15 protein-coding genes, 1 rRNA gene, 1 riboswitch and 1 other annotated feature are annotated in these 17,328 nt (G+C 38.0%); of the genes, 7 read left to right on the top strand and 9 right to left on the bottom strand.

All coding sequences use genetic code 11. The annotated features are described in order from the left end of the window. Positions 1–336, bottom strand: a 16S ribosomal RNA gene (locus tag D8M04_RS04410); the annotation flags it as partial. Between the two features lie 534 nt (positions 337–870). Here D8M04_RS04410 and D8M04_RS04415 point away from each other — a divergent pair. Beyond that, positions 871–1,617, top strand: coding sequence for a hypothetical protein (locus D8M04_RS04415; RefSeq protein WP_121521707.1), 747 nt, complete (start codon positions 871–873; stop codon positions 1,615–1,617). 104 nt (positions 1,618–1,721) lie between these two features. Here the strand turns inward: D8M04_RS04415 and leuS are convergent, their stop codons facing one another. Continuing rightward, positions 1,722–4,139 (bottom strand): leucine--tRNA ligase, encoded by a 2,418-nt coding sequence (gene leuS, locus D8M04_RS04420; RefSeq protein ID WP_121521708.1) that lies wholly within the window; start codon positions 4,137–4,139, stop codon positions 1,722–1,724. A gap of 141 nt (positions 4,140–4,280) precedes the next feature. Next, positions 4,281–4,507 (bottom strand) — a binding site (T-box leader). A gap of 168 nt (positions 4,508–4,675) precedes the next feature. Between leuS and mnmM the strand changes: the two genes are divergently transcribed. After that, positions 4,676–5,239: a tRNA 5-(aminomethyl)-2-thiouridylate-methyltransferase MnmM gene (gene mnmM, locus D8M04_RS04425; RefSeq protein WP_121521709.1), complete on the top strand. Its 564-nt coding sequence runs from the start codon at positions 4,676–4,678 to the stop codon at positions 5,237–5,239. A gap of 137 nt (positions 5,240–5,376) precedes the next feature. Here mnmM and D8M04_RS20685 read toward each other — a convergent pair whose 3' ends face one another. Together D8M04_RS20685 and D8M04_RS04435 are read right to left on the bottom strand one after the other, a co-directional pair. Next, positions 5,377–5,661 (bottom strand): TIGR04104 family putative zinc finger protein, encoded by a 285-nt coding sequence (locus D8M04_RS20685; protein WP_121521710.1) that lies wholly within the window; start codon positions 5,659–5,661, stop codon positions 5,377–5,379. A gap of 19 nt (positions 5,662–5,680) precedes the next feature. After that, positions 5,681–6,748: a tetraprenyl-beta-curcumene synthase family protein gene (locus tag D8M04_RS04435; protein ID WP_425463998.1), complete on the bottom strand. Its 1,068-nt coding sequence runs from the start codon at positions 6,746–6,748 to the stop codon at positions 5,681–5,683. 97 nt (positions 6,749–6,845) lie between these two features. Between D8M04_RS04435 and D8M04_RS04440 the strand changes: the two genes are divergently transcribed. Beyond that, positions 6,846–7,367, top strand: a complete 522-nt coding sequence (locus tag D8M04_RS04440) for a gamma carbonic anhydrase (RefSeq protein WP_121521711.1) — start codon at positions 6,846–6,848, stop codon at positions 7,365–7,367. A 112-nt stretch (positions 7,368–7,479) separates the two neighbouring features. On the opposite strand, the gene metK is transcribed toward D8M04_RS04440, so the two are convergent. Next, a complete protein-coding gene (metK, locus tag D8M04_RS04445; RefSeq protein ID WP_121521712.1) occupies positions 7,480–8,676 on the bottom strand; it encodes a methionine adenosyltransferase in 1,197 nt (398 codons plus the stop codon). A 214-nt stretch (positions 8,677–8,890) separates the two neighbouring features. Continuing rightward, a riboswitch (SAM riboswitch) is annotated at positions 8,891–8,998 on the bottom strand. 158 nt (positions 8,999–9,156) lie between these two features. Then, the gene (locus tag D8M04_RS04450) at positions 9,157–10,281 is read right to left on the bottom strand and encodes a glycerate kinase (protein ID WP_121521713.1); all 1,125 of its coding nucleotides are present in this window, start codon (positions 10,279–10,281) and stop codon (positions 9,157–9,159) included. A gap of 382 nt (positions 10,282–10,663) precedes the next feature. Here D8M04_RS04450 and pckA point away from each other — a divergent pair, with 382 nt between their 5' ends. The 4 genes from pckA (at position 10,664) to D8M04_RS04470 (ending at position 15,156) form a co-directional block, all read left to right on the top strand. Beyond that, complete coding sequence (gene pckA / locus D8M04_RS04455) at positions 10,664–12,250, top strand: phosphoenolpyruvate carboxykinase (ATP) (protein ID WP_121521714.1); 1,587 nt, start codon at positions 10,664–10,666, stop codon at positions 12,248–12,250. 320 nt (positions 12,251–12,570) lie between these two features. Continuing rightward, positions 12,571–13,560, top strand: a complete 990-nt coding sequence (locus D8M04_RS04460; protein WP_121521715.1) for an ABC transporter substrate-binding protein — start codon at positions 12,571–12,573, stop codon at positions 13,558–13,560. Between the two features lie 13 nt (positions 13,561–13,573). Then, entirely contained in the window at positions 13,574–14,359 is a 786-nt protein-coding gene (locus D8M04_RS04465) for an ABC transporter ATP-binding protein (protein ID WP_121521716.1), read from the top strand. Further along, a complete protein-coding gene (locus D8M04_RS04470) occupies positions 14,356–15,156 on the top strand; it encodes an ABC transporter permease (RefSeq protein WP_121521717.1) in 801 nt (266 codons plus the stop codon). Before D8M04_RS04465 ends, D8M04_RS04470 begins: the two co-directional genes overlap by 4 nt. A 512-nt stretch (positions 15,157–15,668) precedes the next feature. On the opposite strand, the gene ytkD is transcribed toward D8M04_RS04470, so the two are convergent. From ytkD to D8M04_RS04485, 3 genes are all read right to left on the bottom strand, one after another. Next, on the bottom strand, positions 15,669–16,148 hold the full coding sequence (ytkD, locus tag D8M04_RS04475) for an RNA deprotection pyrophosphohydrolase (protein WP_121521718.1): 480 nt from the start codon (positions 16,146–16,148) through the stop codon (positions 15,669–15,671). A gap of 29 nt (positions 16,149–16,177) precedes the next feature. After that, positions 16,178–16,735: a hypothetical protein gene (locus tag D8M04_RS04480; protein ID WP_121521719.1), complete on the bottom strand. Its 558-nt coding sequence runs from the start codon at positions 16,733–16,735 to the stop codon at positions 16,178–16,180. 147 nt (positions 16,736–16,882) lie between these two features. Then, positions 16,883–17,209, bottom strand: coding sequence for a hydrolase (locus D8M04_RS04485; RefSeq protein WP_121521720.1), 327 nt, complete (start codon positions 17,207–17,209; stop codon positions 16,883–16,885). Positions 17,210–17,328 lie beyond the last annotated feature (119 nt).

Raw genomic sequence — 17,328 nt, forward strand, 5'->3', positions numbered from 1 at the left:
GTGGCCGATCACCCTCTCAGGTCGGCTACGCATCGTCGCCTTGGTGAGCCGTTACCTCACCAACTAGCTAATGCGCCGCGGGCCCATCTGTAAGTGACAGCTTACGCCGCCTTTCATTTTCCCATTATGCAATGAGAAATTCTATCCGGTATTAGCTCGCGTTTCCGCGAGTTATCCCAGTCTTACAGGCAGGTTGCCCACGTGTTACTCACCCGTCCGCCGCTCATTCCACTCTTCGTCACCCCGGAGGGGTCAGAAAAGTTTCCTGCGCTCGACTTGCATGTATTAGGCACGCCGCCAGCGTTCGTCCTGAGCCAAGATCAAACTCTCCAAAAAAGTTTGTTAGAATTGACACCAATCAATTCTATGTCTTAGCTTTTAGAAGTGTTACCTTCTATTTAAAAGAAAAAACGAGTTTTTCTTTTTGTCCTGTCTAGCTCAAGCACTCAACGACTAGCGAGACTTCCCTCACCTCCGTACGATAAGTCAACATCGATTCGTTACCTCATCGTGTTTCCTTTATCTCCTTCGGCTCAGTCGAGTCCGTACGTCGTTAAACGAGTGCTTTCGCTTTTCTTAACATACTGGTTGTTTTGTTCAGTTTTCAAAGAGCAAATATTCATTGTCGCTTTATGAAGCAACTTTTATATATTATCACACTCAAGATATATAGTCAACACTTTTTTTATCAAGTAAATAATGAAGAACTCGTTCTCTTAAGTGGAAATACATTTTATCATGTATTCATTGAACTTGTCAACACATGTTGAAAAATAATTTAAATAGAAAACATTTATGTTTAAGACACGATGCATAACCCTTTCTACTTTATCACAATCTAATCTGGATACTAATATAGGAGTGGTTAAGGTGAAGTATTTCATTTTAGTAATTGTATTCTTAGTAGTTCTTCCCAACACAATTTATAGTGAGGAGACTGAAAATGATACTATAAATATTGATACATATCAAGTAGATATTACAGGAGATGGTTTGTTAGAATCTATCCATCTCAAAGGGAGACCCTTCTCTCCTGATGCAGATTATTTTCACAGCATTTGGGCGGAAATTAAAAGCCCAGATGATGAGCTGTGGACTATACAATATGGCAGTGGATATGATCCAGAGATAAAATTTGTCGATATAAACCACGATAAAATACAAGATATGTTATACCAAAGCCCTACTGGGGGAAGTGGGGGGCTGTATCACTATGACTTACACTCTTTGGCGAATAATGAGTTACTAGAAATCCCGCTTCCTAACCAAGAATATGTTTCTGGTGCATTTAAGGATAATTTCATAATAGAGTTAAGCTTGTCACCGAATGACAAGAGCATTGTAATGGATGTAAGTAACCGAGCAAAAGAATACATTAAGTTAGGGATTTATAATAAAAGAGGGAATTTACTAAAGAGCACTTCGGTCATGATAGATCCAATCGCTTTTTTCGAGCCAGTTACAATTAGTGAATCAAAAGGACAAGGATTAAAAAGCTTTAAACAGATAAGTGGCGGCTATCATGCGGACCAATTAGGAACGATAGAAGCCCTTTGGTATTATTTAGATGGTGAATGGATCATATTAAAGAAGCAATGGAATGAAACAACACCATAGTAAAACTGCTCTCCATCGATTTACGTTGGTTAGAACATTTCGCTTAAGAGCCAATTCACCGCAAACAAGAAAGAGGATTTCTCCTTGGAGAAATCCTCTTATTATTAATTCGCAACCACATTAACTAATTTACCAGGTACAACAATAACTTTGCGAATAGTTTTTCCTTCTAGCCATTTTTGTAATGTTTCATCTTCTAAAGCTACTTTCTCTAGTTCTTCCTTTGAAGCGTCTTTCGCGATATTAATCTTAGAACGTACTTTCCCCATCACTTGCAGGACAACTTCTATCTCATCTTCAACCAGTTTGGATTCATCATAAGCTGGCCATGTTTCATAGGTGATAGTAGACGTATGTCCAAGCTTTTCCCATAATTCCTCAGCTAAATGAGGTGCTACTGGAGACAACATTTTCACAAAGCCCTCAATAAATGCTTTTGGCAGCGAATCTGCTTTATAACCTTCATTAACGAATACCATAAGCTGTGAGATACCTGTATTGAAATGAAGATTTTCAAAATCCTCCGTTACCTTTTTCACGGTTTCATGGTATACCTTATCAAGATCAGAATTATCACCATCAATGATCTTAGCAGCTAACGTGCCATCTTCTTCATTGACAATTAAACGCCATACGCGATCAAGGAATCTACGAGCACCATCTAATCCATTTGTGGACCAAGCAACAGAAGCATCCAATGGTCCCATAAACATTTCATATAGACGTAATGTATCTGCACCATGAGAAAATACAATATCATCAGGATTTACAACATTTCCTTTTGATTTACTCATTTTCTCGTTTCCTTCTCCAAGGATCATTCCTTGGTTAAACAATTTTGTAAAAGGTTCTTTAGTTGGCACTACCTCGATATCATATAGGAATTTATGCCAGAATCGTGCATATAACAAGTGAAGGACCGCATGCTCTGCACCACCGATATAAATATCAATTGGCAACCACTTTTCTAATGCTTCAGGATCTGCAAGTTTTTCTGTATTATCTGGGTCAATATAGCGAAGGAAATACCAACAGCTCCCCGCCCATTGTGGCATCGTATTTGTTTCACGACGACCTTTCATTCCAGTCTTCGGATCCACAACATTTACCCACTCTATATTGTTTGCTAATGGTGATTCACCGGTACCGGATGGTTTAATTTCCTTCATCTCCGGTAATACAAGCGGTAGCTCTTCCTCAGGAACAGTAGTCATCGAGCCATCTTCCCAATGAATAACCGGAATTGGTTCTCCCCAATAACGCTGGCGTGCAAACAGCCAATCACGTAAACGGTATGTTACTTTCTTCTCGCCTACCCCTTTTTCCTCAAGCCATGCAATCATTTTTGAGATTGCTTCGGTCTTGTCTAGTCCATTAAGGAAATCAGAATTTACATGTTTCCCATCACCAGTATAAGCTTCTGTTGTTACATCTCCGCCTGCCACTACTTCAATAATTGGCAATTCAAATTTCGTTGCAAATTCATAGTCACGTTCATCATGTGCTGGAACAGCCATAATTGCACCAGTTCCATAGGACATTAGAACGTAATCAGCAACCCAAATTGGCATTTTCTCGTTATTAACAGGATTAATTGCATAAGCACCTGTGAACACACCTGTTTTATCCTTTGCAAGATCTGTACGTTCAAGATCTGATTTTGTTTCAACTTCGTGCAGATAGTTATCAACCGCTTCTTTTTGAGCATCAGAAACAATCTTTTTCACGAAAGGATGCTCGGGAGCAAGAACCGCATACGTTGCACCAAATAACGTATCCGGACGGGTTGTGAAGACAGTAAACTCCTCGTTATGACCATCAATCTTAAATGTTACTTCTGCCCCTTCTGATCGCCCAATCCAATTGCGCTGCATTTCTTTTAAGCTTTCTGGCCAGTCTAACTCTTCTAGGTCTTCTAGCAACCGATCCGCATAGGCAGTAATCTTCAGCATCCATTGCTTCATTGGTTTACGGATTACTGGATGCCCACCACGTTCACTCACACCGTCGATAACCTCTTCATTTGCAAGCACCGTTCCAAGTGCAGGACACCAGTTTACAGGAACCTCATCTATATAAGCTAATCCTTTTTCATAAAGCTTGATAAAAATCCATTGTGTCCATTTATAGTAATTTGGGTCGGTTGTATTGATTTCTCTATCCCAATCATAGGAAAAACCTAGCTCTTTAATTTGGCGTTTAAAAGTTGCAATATTCTTTGCTGTAAACTCAGCCGGGCTATTACCAGTATCAATCGCATACTGCTCTGCTGGCAATCCGAATGCATCCCATCCCATTGGGTGCATCACTTCATAACCTTGCATCCGTTTCATACGGGAAAGAATATCCGTTGCAGTGTAGCCCTCCGGATGCCCTACATGCAAGCCAACACCAGATGGATATGGGAACATGTCTAGAGCATAGAATTTCTCTTTTTCTGAAAATGTGTTCGTTTTAAAAGTTTTGTTTTCTTCCCAGTACGATTGCCATTTCTTTTCAATTTGTTGATGATTGAAACTCATTAGAAAAAACCTCCTTGTTTTAACGTATATCTAACGGTCCATAATGAAATAAATGAAAACTTCACTCAGTGGGGGGCTTTCAGCCAGTTAACCTGCAAGAAACTCGTTATTATTAACCAAAAAAAAGCCACTCATCCCTACAAAAGGGACGAGAGACTTTTCCCGCGGTACCACCCAAAATTAACGTTTCCGTTCACTTATATCCTTAACGCGGATGAGACGACAGGAATTACTTGCGGGTGCACAGCTTCCGTTCACTCCTGTAACCTTAAAGGCGAGTTCATAAATGTTTCAAGGACAGTTCTCACCAATACACTGCCTCTCTGAGCTTGAATCCATTTACTACTAATCCTTCGCAAAGTCGTTAGATTATTTAATCGAATTATAATGAATAAACATTACAATGTCAAGAAACCATAGCATCTGTCGAAAACGCTTATTTAATCAATCTATGTATAAAAATAGAAATGGTTCCTTTCTTCATTCAATATTTGTTAATATAGAAAGAAAAATAATAATAAAGGAAAGTGTACAAAATGTTAAAAGGAATCTTACAATATGCCCATCATCTGTTAGAAGAATCTGTAGCCAAAGGCGAAACAGTTGTTGATGCAACTTGCGGAAACGGTAACGATACATTATTTTTAAGCGAAGTTGTTGGAGAAAAAGGACATGTCCTGGCTTTTGATATTCAGGAGCAAGCGATTGCAGTAACGCAGGAAGCAATCACTAAAGAAGGAAAAACAAATATCTCTCTTATTCATGATAGTCACGCAAACATTAAAACATACTTATCTAATGAAGCTGAATTGGGTGGTGCAATTTTTAACCTTGGTTACCTTCCAAGAAGTGATAAATCTGTCATCACCAAACCCAATTCTACCATTAAAGCGATGGACAACATTCTTTCTTTACTAAAGAAAGGTAAATTACTTATTCTCGTCGTATATCATGGACATGAAGGTGGAAAAAAAGAAAAACAAGCAATTCTAAAACATGTTGCAGAGCTGAAGCAAAATGAATATAGTGTATTGCGCTACGGCTTTATCAATCAAAAAAATAATCCGCCTTTTATCATTGCTATTCAAAAGAAGCAATAAAAATATAGTACCTTGATTAAGCGGGGGAATTAGAAATACGCGAGCTAGTTGCAGCTTGGCACTTAATCCCCCGCTTGCTTTCTTAATGTATCCAGAATTGCTTAAAACCGCGACAAAATTAACCAAAAGTATTGCTTCTATACAAAGGGCTCTTCTTCACTAGATAGTTCTATAAAGAACGGTTGAATTGCTAAAACAGCGAATAATATAATTAGGGTAAAAGGTATCGTAATTATCCAAGATACCGCAAATACATTCATGAATAAAATGAAAATGAGAGGTATCATAGAAAAAAGCAACACTTTATTTCTTGATTTTTTAGTTGGATATTGTTTCGATTCACAATACGGGCATTTTAATCGGAAAGACAACGCTGCTTGGATCCATGGCCACTTTCTCTTACAGTTGCTGCAAATTGGCACTTCACTTCCCCCTTCCTCATCAGCTTATCTCTTCTAGTTTATGATACAACCGGATATTCCAATGGAAAAATTTGGCCTTTCTCCCGCTTGTCGAAAGTAAATCCTTCACAATAGAATAGGAATCCTCTAAATCATTTACTTTTTTATCACTTAAATAAAGTCCTACCAGCCCGTGGTGAATCATTCGATGAAAATCGCTATCTGGAAGTTTTTGAACAGCTTTATCCGTCTGTTCTATAAAATATAAAAAACGCTCCTTAAGTTTTTCCTTTGAAGAATAATACGTACAGAAATTCAAATCTCCTTCAATTTCATCTTCTTTCTGATCAATAAAATAATCCAAGAGGATATGAAGTCCTTGCATATAAGGAAAATAACTGTCATAAATTTTATTAGCTAATTCAGGATTCATTTTATCCGTATGCGCATAGGCCACAAGGCAAAAAACCCCTAAGGTAGAACCAGATGCGGCAGCATATTCGTACCATGTCAACTCTGGAGCTTCTGACTGATTGCTTTCATGCCAGCTTTTTAAACGTGGAACGCGTTCACTTTGCTTCACATGCTTATGTATTTGTAGATTTGCATATTTATCTTCAAGTGATAACAAAAGTGGTTTTATAACATGGTATTGTTTAAGGTTAGCCAAAACTTGCTGGCAAGTCTGAATCAGTTCGTGTAAATATCCACCATCATCTTGATCTTCTCTATATTCATAATAATCCTCCAGCGCATTACCAGGTGTCAAGGCATCTTTCATTGCTTCATGTAACCTCGTGAAATCTTTAGGGTCTAGTGATGTGCTGCGATCACATAAGTTATCTAAATAGTCACTGATAGTCTGATATGCAACAATAAACTGCACGACTTTTCTCCAGTTTTCTCCAGTTATCAGAGCATATACAGCACCACCCTGACAATGAAATCGTTTCGCATTCATACTTGCAAGTGCTTGTGAACGCAGCTCCTTATTAGGAATCTTATTAGCACGTTCTCTCCAATAATCTAATTCTCTATTTACTTCTGGGTAGGTTCTTCGGTAGACCCCAGTTAATAATGACATCGATGTTTTAGGTGCATGGGACAAGCTGTTTTCCTCCGTTCACAGTGATATATATCTGTTATACTTATCATAACAGAATTAATATAGAATCCAAAATGGGGTAGTAGAGAGGATGGGAATCATGATAGGTGATTATAAAGGAAGTAAACCGCAAATTCACGAATCCGTATTTGTAGCAAAAGACGCTGTCATTGTTGGAGACGTGACAATCGATCAAGATTCAAGTATTTGGTTTCATACTGTTATACGAGGAGATGTAGCACCCACTCATATTGGAAAACGGGTAAGCGTTCAAGATTTGTCCATGCTTCATCAAAGCCCAAATAATCCGCTTATTGTGGAAGATGACGTTACTATAGGTCATCAAGTGACCTTACATTCCGCAATCGTTCGTAAAAATGCGCTTATAGGGATGGGTTCTATCATACTCGATGGAGCCGAAATAGGAGAAAGCGCGTTTGTAGGTGCCGGAAGTCTGGTACCACCTGGTAAAAAAATACCTCCTCATACGCTTGTTATGGGAAGGCCTGCCAAAGTTGTTCGGGAATTAAAGGAAGCAGATTACCAAGAAATGGAGCGCGTTCGTAAATCGTACGTTGAGAAAGGCCAGTATTATAAAGCCGAAACAGAGTTTGGAAAATAACACTGTTAAAATCCTAAAAAATCCGAACGATAATTGAAATTCTTCTGTTAGAATTTCAATTCGTTCGGATTTTTATTTATAAGACTCAGATTAATTATAAAGTTAGACTTAATTATTTAACTAATGCCTTTAACTCTTCTACTTTATCCGTTCTTTCCCATGTAAATTCAATATCTGTTCTACCGAAGTGACCATAAGCTGCTGTCTGTTTGAAAATTGGCTTTCTCAAATCAAGCATTCCAATGATTCCTGCTGGACGGAGGTCGAACAATTCTCGAACAGCCTTTACAAGTTTATCCTCCGTAACAGTACCGGTACCAAACGTATTAATAGCAATAGATACTGGCTCTGCAACCCCAATTGCATATGCTAATTGGACTTCACAAGATTTCGCTAATCCAGCTGCGACAATATTTTTCGCTACGTAACGAGCCGCATATGCAGCAGATCGATCTACTTTAGTAGAATCCTTGCCACTAAAAGCCCCGCCGCCATGACGAGCATATCCGCCATAAGTATCGACTATAATTTTACGACCAGTTAATCCAACGTCACCTTGGGGACCTCCAACAACAAAACGACCTGTTGGGTTAATGAAATATTTTGTTTCTTCATCTAGCAAGTCAGCTGGCACCACTTCTTTTACCACATGTTCAATTAAGTCTGTTTTAATTTGGTCATGTGTTACTTCCGGATGATGCTGCGTAGATATAACTATGGTGTCCACTCGTTTTGGATTATCATTTTCATCATATTCAATTGTTACCTGTGTTTTCCCGTCTGGACGCAAGTAATCAATAATATTTTCTTTACGAACATCGGTTAATCGTTTCGATAATTTATGAGCTAATGAAATTGGCAGTGGCATTAATTCCTCTGTTTCATCACAAGCAAAGCCAAACATTAACCCCTGGTCACCAGCTCCAATTGCAGCAATTGCTTCATCACTCATTTTACCTTCACGAGCTTCTAACGCTTGGTCTACCCCCATTGCAATATCTGCAGATTGCTCATCGATTGCAGTAAGAACCGCGCAAGTCTCTGCATCAAAGCCATATTTCGCACGAGTATATCCAATTTCTTTAACTGTTTCACGTACAATTGCTGGAATATCTACGTATGTATTGGTGGAAATCTCTCCAGCAACTAACACAAGTCCAGTTGTCACAGTTGTTTCACAAGCAACGCGAGCATTTGGGTCACTTTTTAAAATTTCATCAAGGATTGCATCCGAGATTTGATCGCTCATCTTATCTGGATGCCCTTCCGTTACTGATTCTGATGTAAATAAACGACGATTTGTAGCCATAAGGCCATTTCTCTCCTTTATATCTTATTACGGAACTCTAATATCTTTAATCGCTATTCAAAGTACCTAACCACAAGCGTCCTTCGTTTTTAGAGAAGATCACTTTATTAAGTATTGGAGAAAGACGACGTTTAATATACTTTAAACATAGATTAGTGCTTAAGAAAGTAAAAAATCCCTTCCTGCAAAAGGAAAGGGAGACGATGGCCTTTTCCTCTTATTGTTCAAGGTTTTATCCTTGCAACAGGTTAGCACCTTTTCACAAAATGTGATGGTTGCTGGGTTTCACAGGGTCTGTCCCTCCACCGACTCTGAATAAGAGAGTATCCGTTTAATGTTTATCGTAACGAAACAAAAGCTAAGTGTCAATGTTTTTTTGTTAACGATTAAAGGGAATGAAACATTTAAGATATTCAGGTCACTTCTATTATAATTCGTAACTTTTTCCAAAAAGCGGAAAATCCGCTTCTTGTCACTCGTTTAATATAATGATTCAGCGAAGTGAATAATTTGCTTTGTTTGTTCATACAGTAGAGTTTTAGCCTGACTAATACACTCTCCCAGTGTTATAGGCTTGTTTATAATAGAAAAGCAACCAGAAAACCTTTCCCTTAAACGATCTAATTCTCCACCTAAACTCCCGGAAATCAGAACAACAGGTATATCATACTTATTAGCTAAGAACGCAACATGTCCCGGGGCCTTCCCGTATAAAGTCTGGACATCACTCTGGCCTTCTCCAGTAATCACTAGATCCGCTTGTTTAATATCCTCCTCAAGCAGGAGAGTACTTGCTAATAAATTCGCCCCAGAAACCAAATCTGCTCCTATGGCAAGTAAAGCGAAACCGACACCGCCAGCAGCGCCAGAACCCGGAACGCCTCTCCATGATTTATTAACTGTTGTTTCTATTAAATGTGCATAATGAGATAGTGCCTTATCATATTGAGATACTTGTGTTGGACTCGCTCCCTTTTGTGGACCAAATACGTAACTTGCTCCTCTGCTTCCACAAAGTGGATTATCTACATCACTTGCTACCTTTATATCAATTCCATGAAGCCTCGGGTCCATTTCCTTAAAACTAAGTTTCCGGACTTGTTGTAAATCTTTTCCAAATCCAGTCAAAAGATTCCCCTTTTCATCCCACGCTTTCATACCCAGAGCTATCAACATACCTAAACCACCATCGTTAGTTGCACTTCCACCTAATCCAATAACAATGGAGGTACAGTTCCTGTTGATAGCATCTCGAATAACTTCCCCCACACCAAGAGTAGTCGTATGATCAGGATCTCTTTTGCTAATTGGAACCTGAGTAAGACCAGCAATGGATGCCAATTCAATGACTGCCTGCTTAGACTCCAAAATACCATAACTGGTCTGTATCTTTTCCCCGAGTGGTCCCGTACAGCTTACAGTGACTCTCTTTCCCTCAGCAGATGCCAACATAACATCTAAGGTCCCTTCACCCCCATCTGCCATCGGCTTCATGATCACATGATGACTTTCATTTACATCTAGTATGGCTTCCCTCATTGTTTCTGCAGCTTCTAATGCAGTTAAACTTCCTTTAAAAGAATCTGGTGCTAAAATGATGTTCATATCGGACTCCTTTCCTCTATTTATCAATCATTTAACAGCGTAGCGCCTACATTTCCTTGAAGTAATCATAATTCCATTTGATTAACCTTATTAAAGGCTTTCCACTACTTTTTTTATGTTTACTGCAATGAATTGCCCTCATCGTACACCTTAGTTTTTATTTATGTTATATTATAGCAAAAGTTTGAATAATTTTAATTTCCAAAGTACCTAATTCCTCTAAGTCCTCTAAATAATGGGAATAAGACTTTATATTTGTAAATTAAAAATTGTACATTATTTTTTCGCAATTAGTATGGACTATTTTTTCTAATGTGTTATACTAAATACCAGATTACAGTATATGATGGATTGTCAATACTAAAAAGGTAGGAGAACCGAGATGAAAATGGTGGAAAAAACTTTGTTAAACGAATTATACGTTCACAAAAGCTTACACGAAAATTTGTCTGTTCCGCTTCTAGTTGAAAAGATACTAGAAAGAGAAGAAGCCATTCTATCTGAAAATGGAGCCATCCGAGCAACAACCGGCAAATATACTGGGAGATCCCCAGAGGATAAGTTTATCGTAAAAGATGAAGTATGCGAGAAGTTTGTTGATTGGGGTAAAGTAAACCAGCCAATTGAAGAGAAATACTTTGATCAGCTTTATCTTAAAGTAGTAGATTATTTATCAGAGAAGGAGGAAGTTTTCTCCTTTAAAGGATTTGCCGGAGCTGATAAGAAATATCGTCTCCCGATACAGGTTTTTACTGAATATGCATGGCATAATTTATTCGCTCGCCAATTGTTCATCACGCCTACAGAAGAAGAATTAGAAAACCATCAAGCTGATTTCACGGTAGTTTACGCACCAACTTTTAAAGCAGACCCGGAAGTCGATGGTACTCACTCAGAAACGTTTATCATCATTTCCTTCAAAAAGCGTGTCATTCTAATAGGTGGTACAGAGTATGCTGGAGAAATCAAAAAATCTATATTCTCCATTATGAACTATCTCTTGCCACAACAAAACATACTTTCTATGCACTGTTCAGCGAATGTAGGGCCTGAGGGAGATGTGGCGTTATTCTTTGGACTTTCTGGTACAGGCAAAACAACTTTATCAGCAGATCCATATCGTCGTTTAATTGGTGATGATGAGCACGGTTGGGGACCAAATGGTGTATTTAATATTGAAGGTGGCTGTTATGCAAAATGTATTAACCTTTCAGAGGAAAAAGAACCACAAATCTATAATGCCATCCGTTTTGGGTCTGTACTAGAAAACGTTATTTTAGACGAAACAACAAGAATGCCTGATTATGATGATACTTCTTTAACTGAAAATACAAGAGCAGCTTATTCAATTGAAAATATTGATAATATAATAACACCGAGTATAGCAGGACATCCAAATGCGATTATTTTCTTAACAGCCGATGCGTCTGGTACACTGCCACCAATCAGTAAGCTTTCAAAGGAACAAGCGATGTACCATTTCTTAAGTGGATATACAAGTAAATTAGCAGGTACAGAGCGTGGAGTGACGGAGCCACAAGCAACATTTTCTGCTTGCTTTGGATCACCATTCCTTCCACTTGAGCCATCTAAATATGCTAAAATGCTTGGAGAGAAAATCGATCAATATAATGCTACCGTATTCTTGGTAAACACTGGCTGGACTGGCGGCTCCTACGGTGTTGGAAATCGAATGAAATTGTCTTACACGCGGGCAATGGTACATTCTGCACTAGAAGGCGAACTAAACTCCGTGGAAACGTTCAAGGACGAAATATTCGGATTAGAGATTCCAGTACAAATTCCTGGTGTTCCAGATGAAGTGTTAATTCCAAGAAATACTTGGCAGGACAAAGATGCCTATGACCAAGCAGCTAAATCGCTAGCAATGGAGTTCCATAAAAACTTTGAAAAATTCACACAAGCGTCTGAAGAAATTAAGCAAGCTGGACCAGTTTATAAAGGATAATCAATATATTATTTCCTCATCCCACAAGGATTTAATTATAATCTAAAGCCTATGTTAGCATTTGCTAACAAGTCGATCTCTTTCATAGAGGTCGACTTTTTTATTTGTCTTCTACTATAGAATAAGGAGGTTTTCCCAAGCAATTTGATCGAAGGAAAATAGGCATTCACACAATTTTTGATTTTGACATAAACTGTGTTGATTAGAAAACTTGGCATTCGCTAAGCCTTTGAGCGAATGCCATCGTTGCACTTATGCAGGTAAATATGTTTTTACTATCTTACCTGCAAAAATGATGAACTGAGAAAGGTTGGATTGTTATGAGAAAAATTAAGTTTCTCACTGTGTTATCCGTATTTTTACTCCTCTTCCTTTCTGCTTGTAACATGAATAGCACATCAAAAATAACATTAGCCGAAGTAACGAGATCGGTATTTTATACACCATTGTACGTTGCAATCGAGCATGGATTTTTTGAAGAGGAAGGAATCGAAATTGACTTACAAACCACTTGGGGTGGTGACACCACAATGACAACCCTCTTATCAGGCGGAGCAGATATTGCTCTTGTTGGAGCGGAGACTTCGATTTATGTGTATGCGCAAGATTCAAGAGATTATGCTATAAATTTTGCGCAATTAACGCAAACAGATGGAACTTTCCTAGTGGCAAAAGAACCTAAGCCTGATTTTAAGTGGGAGGATTTAAGAAATAGTAATTTCTTAGGCCAGCGTGTAGGCGGAATGCCCCAAATGGTTGGAGAATTTGTTTTAAAGAAACACGGTATTGATCCTCATCAGGATGTATCCCTTGATCAAAGTGTCGATTTCGCTAATATTCCAAGTGCATTTGCTTCAGGTGATTATGAATATGTTCAATTGTTCGAGCCTACTGCAAGCGTCTTTGAAACGGAAGGTACGGGACATATCGTAGCCTCCTTTGGAGAAGAATCCGGTAAGGTCCCATATACTGGATTTATGGCGAAACAAAGTTATTTGGATGATGAAACTATTACAGTAGAGAAATTCACAAAGGCTTTATATAAAGCACAACAATGGGTTAAGGAAAATGATGCAGAAACCATTGCAGAAGTTGTCCATCCATTTTTTGAAGATACAGATGTATCCTTAATAGCCTCTTCTATCGAACGTTATAAAAATCAAGACTCCTTTGCAACAGATCCCATTCTCGACGAGGAAGAATGGCAAAACTTAAAGGACATAATGAATGAAGCTGGAGAATTACCAATGGATGTTCCATATGCAGATTTAGTAAACACCGATTTTGCAAAGGCAGTGACTAATCAGTAAGGAGGCTTTAAGAATGTCATTTCTAACATTAGATCGAGTATCACACCACTACTTTTATAAAAACGGATACACAAAGGCTTTAGAAAATATTTCCTTCACACTAAAAGAAGGTGAATTTATCTCATTGCTCGGTCCAAGTGGATGTGGAAAGTCTACTATCCTTTCGATTATTTCAGGGCTGTTCAAACAAACAGAAGGGCATGTAACGCTTGAGAATAAACCTATTACAGAATCGAAGCTTGCAATTGGATATATGTTACAGCAGGATTACCTTTTTCCCTGGAAAACCATCCTGAGCAATGCTCTGCTCGGTCCAAAGATAACAAATAACAACGAGGACTCCATGAGGCAAACAGCCTTACAACTATTGGAAGAAGTTGGATTATCAGGAGTTGCAGATAAATATCCCACAGAATTGTCTGGGGGGATGCGTCAGCGAGTTGCATTAGTGCGAACACTAATTAACGATCCAAAGATTCTGTTACTAGATGAACCATTTTCTGCTCTTGATTATCAAACAAAACTAAAGCTGGAAGACTTGGTTGGTAAGCTACTAAAAACATATCACAAGTCAGCTATTCTCGTTACACATGATATTGGTGAAGCGATTGCAATGAGTGACCGAATTCTAGTAATGGGATCCAATCCTGGAACCATCGCAAAATCATTCGAAGTGCCAATAGAATTAAGGAACCAACTCCCATTAGAGGTTAGGAAGCATCCTAAATATCAGATTCTATTTGATAAAATATGGGCTGAGTTAGAGGAAAAAGAGAAACAAAAGGGGCGCTCTTCATGAAAAATGACGAAACTCTTTTTACAGCTTACCAAAAGAACTTGAAAAGAGAGCGTAAAATAATTCTTTCCTGGCAGCTCCTTATTTTAATATCATTCATTTCACTTTGGGAAGTTAGCAGTAAAATGTACTGGATAGACCCTTTGTTGTTTAGTTCACCAACCAGAATAACACTTTCTCTTTTTGAGCGTTTTATAAATGGGTCTATGTTTACACACTTATCTGTAACCCTTTTTGAAACCATCCTAGGATTTATAATTGGAACGATTGGCGGGGTAATTATCGCTTCATCGCTTTGGTCCTCTAACAGATTTTCACGAATTATGGACCCCTATTTAGTCGTTCTAAACGCAATGCCAAAAGTTGCTCTAGGTCCAATTATTATCGTTGCTTTAGGTCCTGGCTATTTATCGATTATAACAATGGGGTTCCTGGTATCTGTCATTATAACTACACTCACTGTTTACTCTGCATTTAATGAGGTTGATCCTAACTATGAAAAGGTATTAAAAAGCTTTGGGGCTACCAAATGGCAATGCTTTAAAGAGGCGGTCTTTCCCGCTACCCTCCCGACTATCATATCTATGTTAAAGGTTAATGTAGGGCTGTCTTGGGTTGGGGTTATCGTTGGGGAGTATTTAGTCTCCAAACAAGGATTGGGATATTTAATTATTTATGGATTTCAGGTATTTGATTTTACATTGGTCATGTCCAGTCTTGTGATTATTGCTATTCTTGCAGCCATGATGTATAAGATAGTAGAACGAATTGAACGATGGTTAATCAAGAACACCAAATAGTTGTTAATTATAAAACTCATATGGTCTGATTCTCCCAGGCCATATTTTTCATTTTTTCAAAAAGAATAGAAATATACGTTCGCATGCGATATAATACTAATACAATGGACAAGCTTCCACATGAGGGGTGGCACACCATTTCCTACTAGGGATACTCCCTAGCAAGGGAGGTGATGCTTATGGATATGGAGAATGTACTGATGCTGATGATTTCATTCGGATCGTTAATTGCATTTATCATGTCCGAGAAAAACAAATAACCCCTCATGTGCTCTAGCCCGGCCGTGAGGGATTATCCTTTCATGTGCCAACCCCCTTATGATGGGGTTAGTCTATTGTACCGTTCCATGTAACAGCATGGAGCGGTTTTTCTTATACAGTTATATTTCGTTTTCTAATGTTGCTATTATATTATATGCATTTCTAAAGTCATTATAACATAATCACTCACTTTGTATACACATTTAAGAATAAAGTGAAGCTTCCGTTAACAAAAAACGGATGCTGCTCACCTAATTAATTGCAGGAGGTACCGTCTGAATTTGACCCAAACAATATTCTAGAACGCCATCTTTCATAATAAAACTAAATTTATTATTGTAACGAATATTTTTAGGTATTTTATCCAATAAGTGCGGCCCATCCGTTTCATAATATGTTAATTGGCTTTCTAATTTCTCTACATTTGCAAAATATACGTTTTTAATGACGTAATCACTTTTTCCATCAACATAGTATTGCCCAATATAATGGAGCTCTTTAACGGTACCGCCTGTTTCCTCCATCACTTCACGAACGGCTGCTTGTTCAGCTGTTTCACCTGCTTCTACTTTTCCACCAGGGAATTCCAATCCCCTCCCCTTATGCTTGGTTAGAAGCCATTTGTTCTGAAACCTGCAAATTACAAGTACATGTTTCGGATTTTCAGAAAAAGGATGGTCTTCAAAAGAAAGCTTTACTTCATTGTTGTAATAATCTCTAAACGTTTTCAACCTTTTTCAACTACCTTTATACTACGATGCTATATTAATGTGACATCCGTTATCTTCCAACCATCACTATATGCTAATTCTAACTCAATGGTGTAGGCTCCGTCTATTACCGTGTTGTTATTCTGAATAATTTTTACCCTCTGTTCATCTATTTTCTCTGTTTCGTATTCATTGTCTTTAACAAACCATGGCGGTGTCTCTGTCGGTAACATGTAGATCCCGTCTTCTTCTTCTCGATAATAGAAATCAACGTATGGCTCCGCTACTTCTTTTGTTGTTACCTTCTCAAATTCTGTTAATAATTCATCTTTTGTTTGAAAACGAACTGCTTTGTAATTTTCATCTATGTCCTGCACCAATGTATTCATAAATCCTTCTATTGCATAAATCAATTCTTCATGGGTCAATTCAGGTATTTCTTCACTGCCACTATTTTTAACAATTTCTTGTTTCCCAACTAAGGGTTTCTCCTGTGCTTTTACATGATTATTAACTACGAGAGCAGAATCGGCGTTGCTCAAATAAATTAAAGCAATCAGTACTCCAACAGCCATTACACCAAATAGTGATATTAATCTTTTTCCCATTTGTTTAAGCCTCCCCTTTTAATCTCTCCTTATTACTATTCCTTATATTCTGAGGGGTTAAACGTTATAGGCTAAGGAATTCCCTACTTTAGTCTGTGACCTTTAAACATGTCTCCAGGAAAAAAATAGTGACAAAGTCCAATATCTCTATCTCTTATTATGATTATTACTTAAAATATTCATACTTTCAATATGTTTCCTTGTTTTTTCAACTCCTAAATCATGGATTAATTGATAAGCTGAGGTTAAATACTCGTCGTATCGATCATTTGCAGAATCGTGATGGTATTCCACAATTGGCACGTGCGCACGCAAAAAAGAAGAAAAACTAGCGTCATGTAAATGATTCATGATTATTCTAAGTTCACTTACCTCAGCCTCTGTTGCGAAAATCACAAAATCATCATTATTCTCGTATTTGATTTGAGAAATTTCACCTTCCCCTATGTTAACAAAATATCGTTTCTTTTCCATATACATACCTCCATTTAATCTGTATCTGTCTACTTAAAAGTATTCTTAGAACACTTGACACTTATGCAGATTATAAACATTTTCACTACAAAAAAAGACTGCTTAAGAGCTTATAGCTT

Source organism: Oceanobacillus piezotolerans, assembly GCF_003665065.1.
Taxonomy (GTDB): Bacteria; Bacillota; Bacilli; order Bacillales; family Amphibacillaceae; genus Oceanobacillus; species Oceanobacillus piezotolerans.

Bases quoted from the DNA above. Each gene is read 5' to 3' on its own strand.
- D8M04_RS04465 (WP_121521716.1), top strand. From the start codon at position 13,574: ATGTCATTTCTAACATTAGATCGAGTATCACACCACTACTTTTATAAA.
- D8M04_RS04460 (WP_121521715.1), top strand. From the start codon at position 12,571: ATGAGAAAAATTAAGTTTCTCACTGTGTTATCCGTATTTTTACTCCTC.
- D8M04_RS04470 (WP_121521717.1), top strand. From the start codon at position 14,356: ATGAAAAATGACGAAACTCTTTTTACAGCTTACCAAAAGAACTTGAAA.
- D8M04_RS04480 (WP_121521719.1), bottom strand. From the start codon at position 16,735: ATGGGAAAAAGATTAATATCACTATTTGGTGTAATGGCTGTTGGAGTA.
- D8M04_RS04485 (WP_121521720.1), bottom strand. From the start codon at position 17,209: ATGGAAAAGAAACGATATTTTGTTAACATAGGGGAAGGTGAAATTTCT.
- leuS (WP_121521708.1), bottom strand. From the start codon at position 4,139: ATGAGTTTCAATCATCAACAAATTGAAAAGAAATGGCAATCGTACTGG.
- D8M04_RS04440 (WP_121521711.1), top strand. From the start codon at position 6,846: ATGATAGGTGATTATAAAGGAAGTAAACCGCAAATTCACGAATCCGTA.
- D8M04_RS04450 (WP_121521713.1), bottom strand. From the start codon at position 10,281: ATGAACATCATTTTAGCACCAGATTCTTTTAAAGGAAGTTTAACTGCA.
- metK (WP_121521712.1), bottom strand. From the start codon at position 8,676: ATGGCTACAAATCGTCGTTTATTTACATCAGAATCAGTAACGGAAGGG.
- mnmM (WP_121521709.1), top strand. From the start codon at position 4,676: ATGTTAAAAGGAATCTTACAATATGCCCATCATCTGTTAGAAGAATCT.
- pckA (WP_121521714.1), top strand. From the start codon at position 10,664: ATGAAAATGGTGGAAAAAACTTTGTTAAACGAATTATACGTTCACAAA.